The organism is Streptomyces sp. NPDC005374 (genome assembly GCF_042872225.1).
GTDB lineage: Bacteria > Actinomycetota > Actinomycetes > Streptomycetales > Streptomycetaceae > Streptomyces.
Genome location: NZ_JBIAKA010000006.1, coordinates 454,167 through 471,641, shown reverse-complemented (window position 1 = coordinate 471,641; position 17,475 = coordinate 454,167). Strand labels below are relative to the sequence as shown.

Sequence of the window (17,475 nt, the reverse complement as noted above, 5' to 3'; positions counted from 1 at the left end):
TCGGTGTGGTCAGATCCGGCCGCGGCGGGCGGTCTCGCCCAGCCAGGCCAGAGAGGGCTTCGGGCGGCGCTCGAACGTCTCGCGGTCGACCTCGACCAGGCCGAACGTCGGTGCCCAGTGACCCCACTCGTAGTTGTCGAGCAGGCTCCAGTGCAGATAGCCGCGGACGTCCACGCCGTCGGCGATCACTTTGCCGAGGTGTTCCAGTGCCTCGCCGGTGTAGGCGATACGGCGGGTGTCGTCGCCGGTGGCGATGCCGTTCTCGGTGACCATGATCGGCAGGCCGCCGGTGACCTCGGCGGTGTGCCGTACCGCGATGCTCAGGGCATCGGGCCGGTAGGCGCTCCCGACGAGCGTGTTGTCCGGGTGCGGAGGGTAGGGCTCGATGCCGTCCGGGCCGACCCACTGGCTGGAGTACGACTGCGCGCCCACGAAGTCGTCACCGCGCGACCCCTCCAGGTAGAGGTCCTCCCAGGTGCGCTCCAGTTCCCGCTTCTTCTCCTCCGAGCCCGGACGGGCGACGAAGGCACGGTTGGCGACCGTCCAGCCGACCTTGGCGCCGGTGTGCTCACGCAGCACCTCCCGCGCGGCGTGGTGCGCCTCGACGAGCCGAGCGCCGATGGCCGGGTCGGGGGCTGGCAGCGGCGGCCGCGGGCCCTCGTTGTCGAGGGTGGGGCTCTGCCACTCCCCGTCGGCCTGCGGGTTCTGGAAGGCCCGCGCCATGCCGACCATGATGGCCAGCATGTTCGGCTCGTTCATCGTCACGACCCATTCGACGCCTTCGAGGATCGGTGCGACCGCCTCGACGTAGGTCCGGAACCTGTCGATGGCCCGGTCGCCGAGCCAGCCGCCCTCCTGGGAGAACCACAGCGGGCTGGTGAAGTGGTGCAGAGTCACGACCGGGGTCAGGCCGAGCTCGAAGGCCGTCTCGATCATGCGCCGGTAGTGGGCGAGTTCGGCGCGCGAGACCAGGCCGGGGACGGGCTCGACGCGAGCCCATTCGATGCCGAAGCGGTAGGCGTTCAGGCCGGCGTCCGCGAGCAGCCGCATGTCCTCGCGGTAACGGTGGTAGCTGTCGCAGGCGTCGCCGCTGCGCTCCATGCCAGGGATGCGTCCCTCGTTCGCCCAGAAGTCGCTGTTGAGGTTGTTGCCCTCGATCTGGTGCGGTGCCGTGGATGCGCCCCAGAGAAATCCGGGAGCGAGTTCGGTCATCGTCGACTGCCTTCCTGACTGACGAAAGTGACGGTCCGGCGGCGCTCGGGCAGCCGGACCGTCGATGCGTGCTCGGGCGGGGCTGTGCCCCAGCGCCAACACTTACCAAGTGGTTGGTTTTTGCTGGAACGTAAACCGGGATCGCGGGGGAAGGAAGAGTGTGGGGCGGTTTCGTAACCCGAGCGTTACATTTGTGGGCGGGTTTTTGTCCCGCTGGGTGGCCGATAGCCGTCGCCTAGCGCCGCCGCGTCCGTGCCGCGCCGACGACGCGGGTGCTCCGCACGGGAGATGCTCACCGTGCCTGCGTTCGAACTGTGTACAAGGGCCCAGGGCCGTTCAGGGGCGCGGGAGCGCCCCTTCGGCGGGCTGCGGTGCTGGGTGACACCGACTGTATGAGCGTCTGCGGCACGGCTCGGCCGCTCTTGGGCCTTGTCCGGGACCGATCACACGGCGTCGACGGTGTCGTCCCGGGTGAACAGCAGTCGGACGAAGTCGGTGACAGGCCCCACGATGTCGAGGTCCTGGTCGAGGACCCACTGCAGTTGGAGCCCGTTGAGCACGGCCTGGAAGAGGACCGCGGCACTCTCGGGGCTGACGCCCTCACGAAGCCTCCCGCGTGCCGCCTCGTCCGGGAATCCGTCGACGAACTGGGCGCGGCTGCGTTCGTAACGCTCGACGAAGTAGGTGTGCGCCGGGTGATCGGGCCTTGAGGCCGCCGCCGCGAGCTCGATCCAGAGCCGCATCAGCTCGGGGGCCTTCTGGTGGTGGCGGACGAGTTCGGCGAGGTAGGGGCCGAGCTGGTCCGGTCGCTCGACCTCGTCCAGGCCCCGCTGCCACTCCTCGGAGTCGCGGTCGGCGAGCACCTCTGCGAGGAGTTCGTCCTTGTTGCGGAAGTGGTGCAGGAGCCCGGCGTGGGTGATGCCGGCCCGTTCCGCGATGTCGCGCAGGGAGGCCTTGGCGTATCCGTGCTCGGCGAAGCTGCCGCGGGCCGCGCGGACGATCTCCGCCCTGCGGGCCGGTGTTTTGGCGTACGGTCCACGTGCCTTTGCCTGATCCACGGTGTGCTCACCCTCCTCGACGACGCGAACAAAGATCTACCACTGATCAGAATGTGATTCGCGCGCACCCTTAAGTCTCCGCGTCGTCATCCTCGTAGCGCTGGAGGGACTGCTCCGCGAAGGTCAGGGCTTCCGTGTGACGAGCCGTCATGCCCGTCGTGTTCTCATCATGATGGCCCGGCCGAGGGTCGTCGTCAGTGTGAGTGGCACGGTCGGGGACTCCTCGGGCGGCAGCTCGGCCCGTCTTCGCGGGCCTGATGGGTGAGCGCTTGCGGATGCGCCTCGCGGTGGTGTTCGAGGCGCGGCGAGTTCGGCCCGGGTCTCCTCGCGGTGATGAGGATGATCTGCCGCTCCCGCTCCCGCTCCTCGTCGACGCGCCGACGCAGGCCCTCCCGGCGTCCGAGCCGGTGCCGGGGAGGGTCGAGTCCTGCCCGGTCGAGGACGTCGGCATCGCGGAAACGGACGGTGGGGGGCGGATGTTCCTGCCCTCGGCCGCTCCGCCGTCCCGATCCATTGACTGACTGTTAAGGCAGTTGACTTCACTCCACCGCGCAACTAGATTCCTGCCATACGGAAATGGCATTCTCGAACCTGCATAACAAAGATCTCCAACGGGTCTGCTGCCGTGGTTCAACCGTCCGTGAAACAGCGCTCGCCGCACCGCTCCTCCTCGCATTGGTCCCCGACGGCCGCTGACGCCGCGTCCGGCCGGCCTCTCGCCCGTGCCACCCAACTCGCCGCACTCCAGCTCACTCACGAATCGAGGTCAGTCATGCCCGGACGAGTCGAGGGCAAGGTCGCCTTCATCACCGGAGCAGCCCGTGGTCAAGGGCGCAGTCATGCCGTACGGCTGGCGGAAGAAGGTGCCGACATCATCGCTGTGGATGTCTGCGAGCAGCTCGAGGGCGTCACCTTCCCCATGTCCACGCCCGAGGACCTGGACGAGACCGTCAACCAGGTACAGAAGCTGGGCCGTCGCATCCACGCCGTGCAGGCGGATGTACGCGACCACGACGCGCTCAAGGCCGCCGTCGACGACGGTGTCGCCGAGTTCGGGCGTCTGGACATCGTCGTCGCCAACGCCGGGCTCGGCAGCGACGGGGCCACTCTCGACGAGATGGACGAGAAGACCTGGCGCGACATGATCGACGTCAACCTGACCGGCGTCTGGCTGTCCGCCAAGGTCTCCACCCCACACATCGTGGCGGGCGGCCGGGGCGGCTCGGTCATCCTGACGAGTTCCGTGGGCGGTCTGAAGGGATACGCGAACATCGGTCACTACATCGCCGCCAAGCATGGCGTGGTGGGGCTGATGCGCACGATGGCAGGGGAGCTCGGATCGCACGGCATCCGGGTCAACACCCTGCACCCCACCCAGGTGAACACGCCGATGGTGATGCACGAGGCCACCTACCGCATGTTCCGCCCCGACCTGGAGAACCCCACGGTCGACGACTTCGCGGCCGTCTCGCAGGGCATGCACATGCTTCCCACCCCGTGGGTGGAGCCGCTGGACATCAGCAACGCCGTCCTCTTCCTCGCCTCCGACGAGGCCCGCTTCATCACCGGCGTGACCCTGCCCATCGACGCCGGCGCCCTGCTCAAGTGAGCCGTACAGCAGAGGAGTTGTGTCCGTGACGACCACCGACACGATCTACTGGGACCCCTACGACCCCGCCCTCGCCCGCGACCCCTACCCGCTGTACGCCCGGCTCCGCGAAGAGGTGCCGCTGTACCACAACGCCGAGCACAACTTCTATGCCGTCAGCCGCTACGCCGACGTACAGCGCGGTCTCGCCGACTGGCAGACCTTCTCCTCCGCGCGCGGGGACATCCTGGAGATCGTCCAGGCGGACATCCAGCTCCCGCCCGGCACTCTCATCTTCGAGGATCCGCCCGTCCACGACATCCATCGCCGCCTGCTCGCCCGGGTGTTCACACCCCGCCGTATCGCCACCCTGGAACCGCGCGTGCGCGCCTTCTGCCGCCGGGCCCTCGAACCGGTAACCGGGGCAGGGCGGTTCGACCTCGTCGAGGCCGTCGGCGCGGAGATGCCGATGCGGGTGATCGGCATGCTGCTGGGCATCCCGGAGGCCGACCAGCCCGCCATCCGCGACTACACCGACGACACGCTGGGCACCCAGGACGGCGGAAAGATCAACCACGAGGAGATCCTCAGCACGGACGCCTTCAGGGACTACATCGAGTGGCGCAAGAAGCATCCCTCCGACGACCTCATGACCGAGCTGATGACCGCCGAGTTCGAGGACGAGAACGGCGTCACCCGCACCCTCACCGACGAAGAGGTCCTCACCTACTGCACGGTCGTCGCCGGCGCCGGCAACGAGACTACGGGCCGCCTCGTCGGCTGGTTCGGTGCGCTCATGGCCCGATTCCCCGACGCGCGACGGGAGTTGGCCGCCGACCCGTCCCTGATCCCGAACGCGATCGAGGAGATCCTGCGCTTCGAGCCGACCGGCCCGTTCACCGCGCGATACGTCACCAGGGACGTCGAGCTGTACGACCGTACCGTGCCGGCGGGCAGCGCGATCCTGTTCGTCCAGGCGGCCGCGAACCGTGACCCCAGGCGCTTCGAGGATCCGGACCGTTTCGACATCCACCGGGTCAGCCAGCACATGAGCTTCGGTGTCGGCGCCCACTACTGCCTGGGAGCCGCCCTGGCCCGGTTGGAGGGCCGGATTGCGGCGGAGGAACTCCTGCAGCTGTTCCCCGGCTGGGACGTCGACTGGGACCAGGCGGAACTGGCGCAGACCTCGACCGTGCGCGGCTGGAAGACCCTGCCGCTGGTCGTCGAAGGAGCCCGGTGATGGCCGACCGCTGGACCGTCACGGTCGACAAGCGGGTCTGCGTCCGCACGGGCCTGTGTGTGGCAGCCGCACCGGAGGAGTTCCGGCTCGACGAGGACGGACAGGGACGGGCGCGGTCCGAGAGCCTGCCGGCCTCTGAAGAGGTGCTGGAAGTCGCCGAGTCCTGCCCGATCGAGGCCATCGGGATAGCCGACGCCAGGAGCGGTGAGCGGGTGTTCCCGCCCTCGGCCGCTCCGTCGTCCCGGTCCGTCGGCTGACGGTCAAGGAAGTTGCTTTCACGCCACGACGCAAATGGATCCCTGATATTCGGAAATAGAATTTTCCACCCTGCATGACAAGAATCTCCAAGGGGTTTGCTGCCGTGGTGCAACCGTCCGTGAAACAGCAGATCGTCCTGGCCGCCGAGCGGCTCTTCGCCGTCCACGGCCTCGAAGGGGTGTCCCTGCGCCAGATCAGCGCCGCGGCCGGGAACGGCAACAACACGGCGGTGCAGTACCACTTCGGATCCAAGGAACGCCTGGTCCAGGAGATCTTCGAGTACCGCCTGCCGGACCTGAACGAGCGGCGGCGGCTGCTGGTGGCCCGCCGGCACCCCAGTGATCTCCGAGCGTGGGTGGAATGCCACATCCTGCCCGTCCTGGAACAGGGCGAGCAGGAGGGCAGCCACTATCTCAGCTTCGTCGCCATGCTTCAGCAACACGGTCGCCGGGATCTCTTCGAGAGTCTCCCGGCCGAACTCGCCAAGCCCACCACCGACTTCGTCGAGCGGATCGGCGCGCTCCTTCCGCATCTTCCCGAACCGCTGCGCGGTCACCGCATCGCGCAGGTTCTCGCCTTCGGCGTGCACGCCGCCGCCCAACGTGAGCGGACCCGGACGCGGGGCGGAAGCGTGCTGCCCTTCGCCGTTCACGTCGGCGACCTGCTGGACGGCCTGGTCGGCTTCCTCCAGGCCCCGCTCTCCGCCACGACCGCGGTCGTGCTGGGCGAGAGCGGACCGAGCGAGCCCGCCCTGCCGCTGTACCCCTGAACACCCGCATTCCCACCCGCGAGCGGAGGAGCGAGCGTCCGATGAGCATCGATCTGCACAACGCCGTGGCGGTGGTGACCGGTGCCGGCAGCGGGATCGGCCGTGCCGCCGCCCACGCCTTCGCCCGGCGCGGCGCGCGGGTGGTCGTCACCGACCTCGTGGACGAACGGGCCCAAACGGTCGCTGGTGAACTCGGTGACCGGGCCGTCCCCGCGGCCTGTGACGTGACCAGCCTCGACGACCTTGAGGCGGTCCGGAAGCTGGCCCTCGACCGCTTCGGGCGGATCGACCTGGTCATGAACAACGTCGGCATCCTCGCCGTCGGACCCGTCGAGGACATCCCGTTGGAAGCCTGGCAACGTGTCGTCGACGTGAACCTGTTGGGCGTCGTCCGCAGCAACCTCGCATTCCTGCCTCACCTGTTGGAGCAGGGATCGGGCCATATCGTCAACACCGCCTCCACGGCAGGCCTGTTGCCCTACGGGTTCGACCGGCTGCCGTACACCGCGACCAAGCACGCCCTCGTCGGACTGTCCGAGGCACTCGCCCTGTACCTGCGCCCGCGCGGCATCGGCGTCTCCTGCCTGTGCCCGGCAGGCGTCTCCACCAACATCGTCGAGCAGATCGCCTTCTACGGGAAACCGGCGCCGCCCCGTGGCCCGAACTTCCCTGTCATGGACGCCGATTCGGTCGGAGAACTCGTCGCCGAGGGCGTCACCCACGACCGCTTCCTCATCCTCACCGCACCCGAAGCCGCCGAGGAACTGCGCGAACACGGTGCCGATGTCGACGCCTACCTGTCCCGTCTGACGAAGGACGCCCCATGAGCAGCAGCACCATCGACCGGCTCCGCCTGGACGACAAGGTCGCCGTCGTGACGGGCGGCGCCGGTGCCATCGGCCAGGTCTACGGCCGCGCACTGGCAGAGGCCGGCGCCTCCGTCGTCCTCGCGGACCTCAACGGCGAAGGCGCCGAGCAGGCCGCCAAGGCTCTCGCCGCCGACGGCCTGCACGCACTGGGCGTGCGGGTGGACATCACCGACCGCGCCTCCGCCGCCGACATGGCCGCGCAGGCGACCGACGCCTTCGGCGGCATCGACATCCTGGTCAACAACGCCGCCCTGATGGCCGAAATCCCCCAGGTCGACATCCTGGACCTGCCCGAGGACTGGTTCGACAGGGTCATGCGCGTCAACGTGTTCGGCGCCGTCGTCTGCGCGGGCGCGGTCAAGGCGTCGATGGTCGAACGTGGCGGCGGACGGATCATCAACCAGGTCTCCGCGGGCGCCTTCATGGGCGGCGGCATCTACGGAGTCAGCAAACTCGCCCTCGTCAACGTCACCGTCGGCCTCGCCCGCTCCCTCGGCCCGCACGGCATCAACGTCAACGCCATCGCGCCGGGCCTGGTCGAGAACGAACCCGGGATGCGCAGCCTCCCCGCCGACCACCCCATACGCGCCGCCCTGGCCGCCGCCATCCCGGGCAAGAAGTCCGCCCCCGCCGAAGACCTCCTCGGTCCCCTTCTCCTGCTCGCCTCCCCGGCCGGCGCCTGGATCAACGGACAGACGATCAGCGTCGACGGCGGCTGGGTCACCCGGCTGTGACCGGCGCGAACGCACCCACCACACGGGTCGGCTTCATCGGACTGGGCAGCCAGGGTGCGCCGATGGCCCGCCGGATCGCCGAAGAGGGCTTCCCCCTGACGCTGTGGGCGCGCCGCCGAACGTCGACGGACGCGTTCGCGGACACGGCCGCCACTGTGGCCGCGACACCGGCAGACCTGGGCGCCGCGAGCGACCTCGTGTGCCTGTGCGTCGTCGCGGACGCGGACGTCGAGGACGTACTGCTGCGACCCGACGGCGTACTGACCGGCATGGCTCCCGGAGGGGTCATCGCCATCCACTCCACCGTCCACCCCGACACCTGCCGGCGCGTCGCCGACGAGGCCGCCAAGCGGGAGATCGCCGTCGTGGACGCCCCGGTCAGCGGGGGCGGCGGCGCCGCCGGGCAGCGCAGGCTGCTGGTCATGGCCGGCGGACGGGAGTCGGACGTCGCCCGGTGCCGCCCGGTGTTCGGCGCCTTCGCCGACCCGGTGATCCACCTCGGACCGCTGGGCAGCGGCCAACTCGCCAAGCTGCTCAACAACTTCGTGTTCACCGCGCAGGTCGGCCTGGCGCTGGACACCTACGCGCTCGCCGACGGCCTCGGCATCGACCGGGCCGCCGTCGCGCAGGTACTGGCCCACGGCACGGGAGGAAGCCGTGCGGCGGCCATCCTCGCCGCCTCCGGCTTCAACACCGACGGACTGCGGCAGGCCCTGCCCCTGCTGCACAAGGACGTCGGCCTGCTGCTCGATGTCGCCGACACGGCCCGTGCCACCCGGCCCCAGACCCTGGCGGACCTGACCACCCACACCCTGGCGACGCTGGGCCGGCGCCCGGCGCCCTGACCCCCGCCCCACCCGGACGACCCCAAGGCGGCACCGACATGACCACGTCCCTGTCCCATGACCTCGGCACCACCGGCCCCCTCGTCGACGGCACCTGGCTCGACAGCACCTCCGCCGGTCCGCAGGACCACGTCAACCCCGCGACCGCCCGCACGAACGGCACCGTCCTGCTCGCCGGGCCGCAGGAGGTCGACGCGGCCGTCGCGGCGGCCAAGAATGCCTTCCCCGAGTGGCGGATGATGTCCCCGGACCGACGCCGCCGCATCCTCCAGCGCGTGGAGGAGCTGATGCTGGAGCGCGTGCCGGAGCTCGGCCGGATCAACGCCCTCGAACTCGGCGTGCCCATCCGCACCTCCGCGGCCCTGGCCCATCTGAGCGCGGGCTGGTTCGGCTACTACGCGGGCTGGGCGGACAAACTGGAGGGCGCCACCATCCCGCCCAGCCCCCGCGTGGTGCCCGGCCTCGACTACACCGTGCCCGAGCCGTACGGCGTCGTCGGGATCATCCTGACCTGGAACGGCCCGATCATGTCGGTCGGCATGAAGGTCGCCCCCGCGCTCGCGGCCGGCAACTGTGTCGTGGTCAAGGCTCCCGACCTGGCACCCTTCACCGTGGCCCGGTTCGCGGAGATCGCCCTGGCGGCCGGGCTGCCCCCGGGCGTGCTGCACGTCCTGCCCGGCGGCCCGGAAGCCGGCGACCGGCTGGTCCGCCACCCCGACGTCGCGAAGATCTCCTTCACCGGCGGCATCCCGACCGCGAAGAAGATCCTCGACGCGGCCCGCCACACCCTCAAGCCCGTCGTACTCGAACTCGGCGGCAAGACGGCCAACATCGTCTTCGCCGACGCCGACCTCGACGAGGCCGTCACCGAGACCGTCCGCTCCTGCTTCACCCTCTCCGGCCAGGGCTGCAACCTCACCACCCGGATGCTGGTCCACCGCGAGGTGTACGACCGGGTGGTCACCGCCACCGGCGCGGCGGCCGCAGCCCTCCGCGTCGGCGACCCCTTCGACCAGGCGACGGCCCTCGGCCCGGTCATCGGCAAAGCAGCGCACGAACGCATCCTCGGCATGGTCGAACGCGCCGCGAAGGACAGCCGCGTCGTCATAGGCGGCCACGCGACCGACCCCTCGACCCTGCCCCCGGACAACCGTGACGGCTACTTCATCGACCCGACCGTCCTCGCGGACGTCGATCCGTACGGCGAGGTCGGCCGGGACGAGGTCTTCGGCCCGGTGCTCGCCCTGATCCCCTTCGAGACCGAGGACGAGGCGGTCGAGCTGGCCAACTCCACCCCTTACGGCCTCGGCACCGCCCTGCACACCCGAGACGTCTCCCGCGTCCAACGCGTCGTCCCGCAACTCCAGTCGGGCACCGTCCTCGTCAACGGCGCCTCGGGTCAGCCCCCGGGCGCACCCTTCGGCGGCTACAAGCAGAGCGGCTACGGACGAGAAGGCGGCAAGGAGGGCCTGTACGAGTTCCTCCAGACCAAGAACGTCTTCATCCGTGCGTGACGACCCGCCCGAACTCCCGCCCCAGGAGACCGAGATGAACGACAACCCCGCAGTGCGGATCCTGACCGACGTGCTCCCCGACCGCCAACCGGCCACGGCTGGAACCCCGTTCGGCCGTGCCTCACGCGACTTCCTGTACGGCGAGGTCTGGTCGCGCCCCGGCCTGAGCTGCCGGGACCGCCGCTGGACCACCCTGACCTGCGTGGCCGCAGCCGACGCACCCCAGCCCATCGAGGACCACGTCCACGCGGCACTCGCGTCCGGCGACATCGCCCTGGAACCCATGCTGGAGTTCGTCCTGCACTTCGCGGTGTACTGCGGCTGGCCCAAGGCCTCCCACCTGGAGGGCGCCGTCGCCCGACAGTGGGACCGCATCCATCGTGAGCGCGGCGAACAGACGCCGCCCTGGCCCCAGTTGGGCAACGACACGCTCGGTCCCGGCGCCTGGGACGAGCGACTCAAGCGGGGCGCCGAGGAGTTCACGGACGTCAACCTTCTCCCCGCACCGCCCACGAACTCGCCGTACCGGCAAGCCGGCATCCTCGGCTTCGTCTTCGGTCACGTGTGGCAGCGCCCCGGACTGACCCGTCGCGAACGCCGCATCATCACCGTCGCGTGCGTCGCCCTCGACGACTCGCCCGTCCCGCTGCAGTCGCACGTCACCGCCGCGCTCCACTCCGGCGACGTCACCAAGGAGGAGATGGATGAGATCGTGCTGCAGTTCGCCGCGTACTACGGCTTCGCCAAGGGAGAAGCCCTCGCCGATGCCGTCGAGGCGGCGTGGTCCAAGAGGCCCGGCTGACGGGGAGCCCGAGCCCGCGCCGACGTTCAACGGAGTACTTCCGGTCGCCCCGAAGACGGTGTGCGAGATTCGGTCTGCGGGGGAGAGGTACGAGTTCGCCCGCCGCTCGGGTTGACGTTCTCGGCCGATCGCCAACACACCGGCCGCAGTTGAAGCCTGGTAACTGTGCTTACCCATACGGCAGTTACCACCCGGCCTCTCACCCAGGGGCCTGGGCGTGCCTACGGCCGGCACAGGTACATCAGGCGCTGGTCGCGCCGGTGCTCAGCGGGTGGAGGCAACCGACTGGAGCCGGTCGCTCTGGCCGCCGTAGCGCCCGGGGCGGTCGGTCGCGTACGCGGCGAGCGCGATGATCCCGGTGACGGCGATCAGCGCGCACACGGCGCCCCAGCCCAGTGCGGTGTAGGCGCGCGTGCCGAGCCATGAACCGGCGCTTCCACCGAGGAACGCGCAGGTCATGTAGCCGGTGTTGAGACGGCTGTGAGCCTCGGGCCGGAGGGCGAAGATGCGGGCCTGGTTGGCGACCTGGCCGCACTGCACCGCCACGTCGAGCAGCAGCAGCCCGACGGCCAGCCCCACGAGCCCCGGCGCTCCGCCCAGCAGACCCGCGGTGAGCACCGCCGCCGAGGCGAGGGCGGCCAGGATGCACCACAGGTTCAACCGGTCGGCGCCGAGCCGGTCGACCCAGCGGCCGGCCGTCGGCGCGCAGAACATGCTTCCTGCGCCGATCAGGGCCAGCAGGCCCACGGTCTGGGTTCCCATGTCGTACCGGGGGCCGGTGATCAGCAGAGCCAGCGCTGTCCAGGCAGCGCTGAACCCGCCGAAGACGGTGACCTGGAAGAACACGGAACGCCGAAGCTGCCGCTCGTCGCGGAGCAGGCGCAGGGTGTCGGCCAGCAGGGTCGGGTAGCGGTCCCGCACGGCGGGGGCGGTGCTGGGCAGGGCGAGGCCGAGGACCACGGCGAGCAGCGCGGTCAGAGCGGCGGCGACCAGGTACGGCGCACGCCAGCCCAGGTGCTCGCCCAGGACGCCACCGAAGGTGCGGGCCAGCAGGATGCCGCCGATCAGTCCGGCTTGCAGGGTGCCGATCACACTGCCACGCCGGTCCGGCTCGACCAGCCCCGCGGCCATGGGGAGCAGGAGTTGCGGGACCACGGTCGCCAGGCCCACCACGCTGCCGGCCGCGAGCAGCAGACCGGAGGCCGGGGCGAGACCTGCGGCCAGCAGGGCGAGACCGGTCACGATGAGCAGTCCGGTGATCAGCGGACGGCGCGGCAGGCGGTCGCCGAGCGGAACCAGCAGGAAGAGCCCGGCCGCGTAGCCGAGCTGGGTCACCGTCGCCACGACCGCCGCCGTCGCCGGAGAGATGTCGAGACCGTCGGCGATGAGCGGGGTCAGGGCCTGCGGAAAGTAGACGTTCGCGACGCTGACACCGCAGGCCAGCGCCATGAGGAGGGGAAGCCTGCGCCCCATGCCCGGCGACTCGGGAAAGGGCGGATCGTTCCGGGACATCACATATCTCCAACCGAACGAACTGGATGGTTCGAATTTCGACCCTGACACGACCACCTTTGATACGTCAAACGAACCAGTTCGTTAGCATGGGATGCATGGCCTACGACTCCACAGCGACCAGGGAACGCATCCTCGCGGCGGCGACCGCGGAGTTCGCCGCGCACGGCGTCGCCGGTGCGCGGGTGGACCGTATCGCCGCTGAGGCCAAGGCCAACAAGCGCGCCATCTACGACTACTTCGGCGACAAGAACAAGCTCTTCGCCGTCGTCCTGGAACATGCGTTGGCCGACCTCGCCGACGCCGTACCACCCAGCGCGGATCTCCCCGCCTACGCCGAGCGTCTCTTCGACTACCACCGTGCCCACCCCGAGGCCCTGCGGCTCGTCATGTGGGAGGCCCTGGAGATCGGCGACCGGCCGGTTCCCGCGGAGGAGGCCCGTACAGCCCACTACCAGGACAAGATCGACGCCGCGGCGTCGGGCGGCCGGGCCGGCGACGCCCGCGCCCGCGTGTTCTTCACCCTTGCCCTGACCGGCTGGAGCATCGCCATGCCGCAGCTGCGGCGCATGGTGCTCGGCCCCGACCACAGCCTCGACGACCTCCGTACGGATGTCACCCAGGCGGTCCAGGCCTTGTCAACAGCGACTGAAGGCGAGGCGTAGCGCCCTGTCGAGGGGGAGGAGTCGGGCGTCCCGATTCGTAACTGCCCATCGATAAGCAGGACTTGGTCCTCCGAGCCGGGATGCGCGACGAAGGCGCGATGGGCGACGGTCCAGCTGACCTCGGCGCCGGTGTGCTCACGCCCCACTGCCCGGCGGGCACGCCACCCCATCAGCGGTCCGGCCTCCCGGCCGACCAGCAGGGGCACGGTCCGACACCAGAACTCGACTGCTTTCGGCGGCGAAAGTGCTCACCTGCCGGCGGCTACGGCACCAGGTCTCTCCGACCTGGCAGCTCCCATGAGGCGGCAGGTGTTGTTCGTTCAACGGTGCCGTTCTGTCGGCACGGGCGGAGTCCATGGAACATGGCCGGTCAGGTCTTCCCCATGTCAGTGAGCCGCTGAACGGACAACAGGGAGCAACCCATGTCCAGCCATGACAGGAATATCCAGGTCGAACCCGAGGCCGCGTACTGCCCCTACCCGCTGTACTCCCAACTGAGAGAGCGAGGCGTGCCCTTCGTCGAGGAGGCGGGCGCCTTCATGGTCACTCGGGCCGAGGACGTCGACACGGTGCTGCGTGATGTCGAGACCTTCTCCTCGCGCGACACGCTCGGACTCACGCCGGTCGAACCGGGGAGTGAGCAGACGGGGGCCGCGTTCTATCTGGTCACCACGGATGCGCCGGAGCACAGTCGACGCCGGCGGCTGGCGGCCAGGGCGTTCACGTCCGGCCGGGTCGCCCGCTTCGAGCCGCAGATCCGGACGATGTGCGCGGAGCTGATCGAGGGACTGCGTGGACGGGAGGAGGTCGACTTCGTGACCGACTTCGCCGTCAAGCTGCCCATCGCCGTCATCGCCAAGGTGTTGGGCATCCCGGAAGCGGACACCGGTGTGATGCGGCGGCTCTCGGAGAAGGTGCTTTCCTCCCTCGTCGGTTCACCCGACCCGGCCGGCTTCAGCTTGGCCTGCGAGGAGTTCGGTGCCCTCCTGGCCCCGGCGTTGGAGGCTGCGGCCGGTGTCGAGCAGGAGACCACCATTCTGCATACGATCGCGGCCGCCGGCCTCGGCGCGGAGGACGCCACGCTGTTTGTCATCGAGTTGCTGTTCGCCGGTAACGTGACGACCGCCGATGCCATCAGCAGCAGCACCAGGCTGCTGGCCGAGGATGCGCGGCTGGCCGACCGGTTGCGGCAGGACCCGTCGCGGCTCGCCACGTTCGTCGAGGAGTCGCTGCGCCTGGAATCGCCGGTTCAGGGACTGTTCCGGACCGCGACCCGGGACACCGAGATCGGCGGCTGTCCGGTTCCGGCCGGCGCTCGTCTCCTGGTGAGTTTTGGCGCGGGCAACCGTGACGCGAAGCTGGTCGAACGGCCCGACGAGCTGGACCTCGATCGTGTCTCGCCCCACGCGCACCTCGCGTTCGGCCGGGGAGCGCACACGTGCCTGGGGCACGCCCTCGCCCGCCTCGAAGTGCGCATCGCTGTGGAGGTGCTGTTGGGCACGGTGCAACGCTTCGAGCCGACGGTCCCACCGGAGCGGCTCGCCTACCAGCGTGAACTCACCGTCCGGCATCTGCAGTCCCTGCCGCTGCGCCTGTACTGGTCCTGAGAGGCCGTACCGTCTGCCACGGTGTCCCAGATACTCGGGTAGCGGTCCTCGCCGATGTCGAGTCCGAGCCGGAAGAACTTTCGTAGTGAGCCCCGGACCGGTGGCGACAGGCCGCCGTCACCGGTCCGGGGCTCACCGGGTCCGGGGTCCTTCACCGCCGGGCCGGGCACGTCCGGAACGCAAGGGTGTGTCCGACCGGGCGAGTGTCACTCGCAGCCCTCGGCGGAGGCGACGAGCACGGTAGTTTTCCGCGTCCGGCGCTTCCACCGTGTACGAACCGTCCGGGTGGGCCACCACGCGGCCCACCTGTCGGCCGCCCTGCGAGATCAGGGTGATGACTTGACCGGGACGCTGGCGGAGGACCGGACAGCGGCTGCGGCCGGGGTCGGCACCTTCGTGTCGTGCTCGTTGTTCTCGTGGGTCCCGTCCTCCCGGCCGCGGAGGCCGAACGCCGCCAGGGCGGCGCCCGCGAGGGCGAGGATGCCGGTGACCAGGACGGCGGTGTGGACGCCGTTCATGAAGGCGGTGTGGCTGCCCTCCACCACGGCCGCCCTGAGCTGTGCGGGCATCGCGTCGGAGACCGGGGCGACTCCCATCGCGACCGCGTCCTTCGCCTCCCCGAAGCGAGCGGCCGCCGCGTGGGGAACGCCGGCGTCGGTCAGTGAGTCCGTGAGCGTGGAGCCGACGCGGCTGCTGATGAGGGAGACGAGCACCGAGGTGCCGAGCGCGCCGCCGACCTGGAGCGAGGTGGCCTGGAGGCCACCCGCGATGCCGCCGTCCTTGACGGGGGCGTTGCCGACGATCGCGTCGGAGGACGCGGCCATCACGATGCCGACGCCGAGACCGAGCGCGACGAACGGCGGCCACATGGCGGCGTACGAGGAGTCGGCGCTCCACGCGAGCATCGTGAACGCGGCGCCGGCCTGGAACACCATCCCGAGCGGCATGGTCAGGCGCGGGCCGAACTTCTCGGTGAGCTTCGCGCCGAGCGGCGAGGCCAGCATGGAGGCGAGGCTGAGCGGCAGGGTGCGCACACCGGACTCGACGGGCGTGAAGCCGTGCACGTTCTGGAGGTACAGCATCACGAAGAAGATCGCGCCGAGCAGGACGAAGAAGTTCAGCGCGGTGACGATCGTGCCGATGGTCAGGGCCGGGTTGCGGAACAGCCGCATGGGCAGGAGAGGGTGCGCGACGCGGGTCTCGTACCAGCCGAAGAGGACCAGGACGACGACACCGCCGACGATCGCGCCGAACGTGCCGGCCGAAGTCCAGCCCCACGTCTCGCCCTTGACGACACCGAAGACGACGGCGATCAGTCCGAGCGCGAGCAGCACGACGCCGGGCACGTCGAACTTCTCGCTCGCCGCTGCCTCGTTCCTGGATTGCGGCAGTACTACGAGACCGAAGACCAGGGCGATCACGCCGATGGGGGCGTTGATGTAGAAAACAGATTCCCAGTTGACATGCTGGACGAGCAGTCCGCCGACGATCGGGCCGAGCGCGGTGGCGACGGACGAGATCATCGCCCAGATGCCGACCGCCATGCCGAACTTCTTCGGCGGGAACACCGCACGCAGCAACGCCAGCGTGTTGGGCATGAGCATCGCGCCGAAGAGGCCCTGCAAGGCCCGGAAGGCGATGACACCCTCGACCGAGCCGGCGAGGCCGATCGCGACGGACGCGACGGTGAATCCGACGACGCCGACGAGGTAGACCGTGCGGCGCCCGAAGCGGTCGCCGAGCTTGCCGCCGAGGATGAGGGCGGCGGCGAGGGCGAGCAGGTAGGAGTTGGTGACCCACTGCAGTTCGGCGGTGGTGGCGCTCAGGTCGCGGGCGATCTCGGCGTTGGCGATCGAGACGACGGAGCCGTCGAGGCCCACCATGAACAGGCCGAGCGCGACGGCGATCAGCGTCAGCCAGGGGTTGGCGCGACGACCGCGGGAGTGGGGGTCGGATACGGGAGTGGGCGCTGTGGAAACAGCGGTGACCGACATATGTGAGCTGTCCTCGGGACGTGCGGGGCGCGGCTGGGGCGCGTGGACATGTGGGAGCGAGCTGTGTGTGGGGCCTGTGCAGGGGGCCAGCACACCCAGCCCTGCCGCAGCAGCGGCAAGTGCAGTAGGCGTACGGGAGCCGGACCGAACGGTCAGGCGGCGGAGTGGTCGCGCAGGCGCCGGGTGAGAGCCTCAAGGGCGCCGAGAGCCGAGCCGAGGGCGTCGCGATCGCCGTCCGTGAGAGTCCGCAGCGCGGCCGCGAGCTGTCGCGCCGCGACGTCCTCGGCCTGGCGAATGCGTTGACGCGCCTCGGCGGTGACACGCAGGCGCGCGACGCGCTTGTCGGCGTCGTCCTGGTGCCGTTCCAGCAGGCCCGCGTCGGTGAGGCGGGTGACCAGGGCGCTGACATTGTTCGGCATCATCCGCAGCGCGTCGGCAGCCTTGTGGACGGTCGCGCCGTCGTGCTCCGCGACGTACTGGAGCAGGGCCAACTGCCGCTCGGGGAGCTTGGGGTAGGGCAGTCGCCGGTCGATGCTCTGTTTGACGTACCGGTTCAGCGCGGGCAGGCACGCCACGAGGCCTGCGGCCACCTGGTCGACGCCCTGGCTCGGACGAGCCTCACTGATTCCGGTCACGACCCCAAGTTACCTATGAAGGGAAACCTATGTCAACATACTAATTACGCGGGTGGTGGTCGGCTCGACTCCTGGCGCCGACCTGATCATCGGTACGTTCCGGTCCGGCACCCCAGATGTGCACGCGTCGCGGGCTCGTGTGATCCGGCGGTGAGCGCAGTGGCCCCGGGGAC

16 protein-coding genes are annotated in these 17,475 nt (G+C 69.9%); 11 read left to right on the top strand and 5 right to left on the bottom strand.

Features of this window, described 5'->3' with window-relative positions; genetic code table 11:
- Positions 1–9 precede the first annotated feature (9 nt).
- The gene (locus ACFYRX_RS18395; RefSeq protein WP_389100716.1) at positions 10–1,212 is read right to left on the bottom strand and encodes a family 1 glycosylhydrolase; all 1,203 of its coding nucleotides are present in this window, start codon (positions 1,210–1,212) and stop codon (positions 10–12) included.
- Between the two features lie 443 nt (positions 1,213–1,655).
- Positions 1,656–2,270 carry a TetR/AcrR family transcriptional regulator gene (locus ACFYRX_RS18390; protein ID WP_389100714.1) on the bottom strand — a complete coding sequence of 205 codons (615 nt, stop codon included), beginning with the start codon at positions 2,268–2,270 and terminating at the stop codon, positions 1,656–1,658.
- A 772-nt stretch (positions 2,271–3,042) separates the two neighbouring features.
- Here ACFYRX_RS18390 and ACFYRX_RS18385 point away from each other — a divergent pair.
- From ACFYRX_RS18385 to ACFYRX_RS18345, 9 genes are all read left to right on the top strand, one after another.
- Positions 3,043–3,879, top strand: a complete 837-nt coding sequence (locus tag ACFYRX_RS18385; protein ID WP_389100712.1) for a mycofactocin-coupled SDR family oxidoreductase — start codon at positions 3,043–3,045, stop codon at positions 3,877–3,879.
- 25 nt (positions 3,880–3,904) lie between these two features.
- The gene (locus ACFYRX_RS18380; RefSeq protein WP_389100710.1) at positions 3,905–5,098 is read left to right on the top strand and encodes a cytochrome P450; all 1,194 of its coding nucleotides are present in this window, start codon (positions 3,905–3,907) and stop codon (positions 5,096–5,098) included.
- The gene (locus ACFYRX_RS18375) at positions 5,098–5,355 is read left to right on the top strand and encodes a ferredoxin (protein ID WP_389100708.1); all 258 of its coding nucleotides are present in this window, start codon (positions 5,098–5,100) and stop codon (positions 5,353–5,355) included. Before ACFYRX_RS18380 ends, ACFYRX_RS18375 begins: the two co-directional genes overlap by 1 nt.
- A 104-nt stretch (positions 5,356–5,459) precedes the next feature.
- Positions 5,460–6,125: a TetR/AcrR family transcriptional regulator gene (locus ACFYRX_RS18370; RefSeq protein WP_389100707.1), complete on the top strand. Its 666-nt coding sequence runs from the start codon at positions 5,460–5,462 to the stop codon at positions 6,123–6,125.
- 41 nt (positions 6,126–6,166) lie between these two features.
- Positions 6,167–6,952: an SDR family oxidoreductase gene (locus ACFYRX_RS18365; RefSeq protein WP_389100705.1), complete on the top strand. Its 786-nt coding sequence runs from the start codon at positions 6,167–6,169 to the stop codon at positions 6,950–6,952.
- The gene (locus ACFYRX_RS18360) at positions 6,949–7,728 is read left to right on the top strand and encodes an SDR family oxidoreductase (RefSeq protein WP_389100703.1); all 780 of its coding nucleotides are present in this window, start codon (positions 6,949–6,951) and stop codon (positions 7,726–7,728) included. The genes ACFYRX_RS18365 and ACFYRX_RS18360 overlap by 4 nt, the downstream gene beginning before the upstream one ends.
- Positions 7,725–8,573 carry an NAD(P)-dependent oxidoreductase gene (locus ACFYRX_RS18355; protein WP_389100701.1) on the top strand — a complete coding sequence of 283 codons (849 nt, stop codon included), beginning with the start codon at positions 7,725–7,727 and terminating at the stop codon, positions 8,571–8,573. The genes ACFYRX_RS18360 and ACFYRX_RS18355 overlap by 4 nt, the downstream gene beginning before the upstream one ends.
- A gap of 38 nt (positions 8,574–8,611) precedes the next feature.
- A complete protein-coding gene (locus ACFYRX_RS18350) occupies positions 8,612–10,087 on the top strand; it encodes an aldehyde dehydrogenase family protein (protein WP_389100699.1) in 1,476 nt (491 codons plus the stop codon).
- A complete protein-coding gene (locus ACFYRX_RS18345; RefSeq protein WP_389100697.1) occupies positions 10,080–10,889 on the top strand; it encodes a carboxymuconolactone decarboxylase family protein in 810 nt (269 codons plus the stop codon). The genes ACFYRX_RS18350 and ACFYRX_RS18345 overlap by 8 nt, the downstream gene beginning before the upstream one ends.
- 264 nt (positions 10,890–11,153) lie before the next feature.
- On the opposite strand, the gene ACFYRX_RS18340 is transcribed toward ACFYRX_RS18345, so the two are convergent.
- Positions 11,154–12,401 (bottom strand): MFS transporter, encoded by a 1,248-nt coding sequence (locus tag ACFYRX_RS18340; protein ID WP_389100695.1) that lies wholly within the window; start codon positions 12,399–12,401, stop codon positions 11,154–11,156.
- 98 nt (positions 12,402–12,499) lie between these two features.
- On the opposite strand from ACFYRX_RS18340, the gene ACFYRX_RS18335 reads away from it, so the two are divergent.
- Both ACFYRX_RS18335 and ACFYRX_RS18330 read left to right on the top strand, forming a co-directional pair.
- A complete protein-coding gene (locus ACFYRX_RS18335) occupies positions 12,500–13,066 on the top strand; it encodes a TetR family transcriptional regulator (protein ID WP_389100693.1) in 567 nt (188 codons plus the stop codon).
- A gap of 422 nt (positions 13,067–13,488) precedes the next feature.
- A complete protein-coding gene (locus ACFYRX_RS18330; RefSeq protein WP_389100691.1) occupies positions 13,489–14,673 on the top strand; it encodes a cytochrome P450 in 1,185 nt (394 codons plus the stop codon).
- Positions 14,674–14,999: 326 nt separating this feature from the next.
- Here ACFYRX_RS18330 and ACFYRX_RS18325 read toward each other — a convergent pair whose 3' ends face one another.
- Positions 15,000–16,667: an MFS transporter gene (locus ACFYRX_RS18325; RefSeq protein ID WP_389100689.1), complete on the bottom strand. Its 1,668-nt coding sequence runs from the start codon at positions 16,665–16,667 to the stop codon at positions 15,000–15,002.
- A 152-nt stretch (positions 16,668–16,819) separates the two neighbouring features.
- Positions 16,820–17,293, bottom strand: coding sequence for a MarR family winged helix-turn-helix transcriptional regulator (locus ACFYRX_RS18320; protein ID WP_389100862.1), 474 nt, complete (start codon positions 17,291–17,293; stop codon positions 16,820–16,822).
- Positions 17,294–17,475: the final 182 nt, after the last annotated feature.

Bases quoted from the DNA above. Each gene is read 5' to 3' on its own strand.
- ACFYRX_RS18395 (WP_389100716.1), bottom strand. From the start codon at position 1,212: ATGACCGAACTCGCTCCCGGATTTCTCTGGGGCGCATCCACGGCACCG.
- ACFYRX_RS18385 (WP_389100712.1), top strand. From the start codon at position 3,043: ATGCCCGGACGAGTCGAGGGCAAGGTCGCCTTCATCACCGGAGCAGCC.
- ACFYRX_RS18375 (WP_389100708.1), top strand. From the start codon at position 5,098: ATGGCCGACCGCTGGACCGTCACGGTCGACAAGCGGGTCTGCGTCCGC.
- ACFYRX_RS18365 (WP_389100705.1), top strand. From the start codon at position 6,167: ATGAGCATCGATCTGCACAACGCCGTGGCGGTGGTGACCGGTGCCGGC.
- ACFYRX_RS18360 (WP_389100703.1), top strand. From the start codon at position 6,949: ATGAGCAGCAGCACCATCGACCGGCTCCGCCTGGACGACAAGGTCGCC.
- ACFYRX_RS18350 (WP_389100699.1), top strand. From the start codon at position 8,612: ATGACCACGTCCCTGTCCCATGACCTCGGCACCACCGGCCCCCTCGTC.
- ACFYRX_RS18340 (WP_389100695.1), bottom strand. From the start codon at position 12,401: ATGTCCCGGAACGATCCGCCCTTTCCCGAGTCGCCGGGCATGGGGCGC.
- ACFYRX_RS18335 (WP_389100693.1), top strand. From the start codon at position 12,500: ATGGCCTACGACTCCACAGCGACCAGGGAACGCATCCTCGCGGCGGCG.
- ACFYRX_RS18330 (WP_389100691.1), top strand. From the start codon at position 13,489: ATGTCCAGCCATGACAGGAATATCCAGGTCGAACCCGAGGCCGCGTAC.
- ACFYRX_RS18325 (WP_389100689.1), bottom strand. From the start codon at position 16,667: ATGTCGGTCACCGCTGTTTCCACAGCGCCCACTCCCGTATCCGACCCC.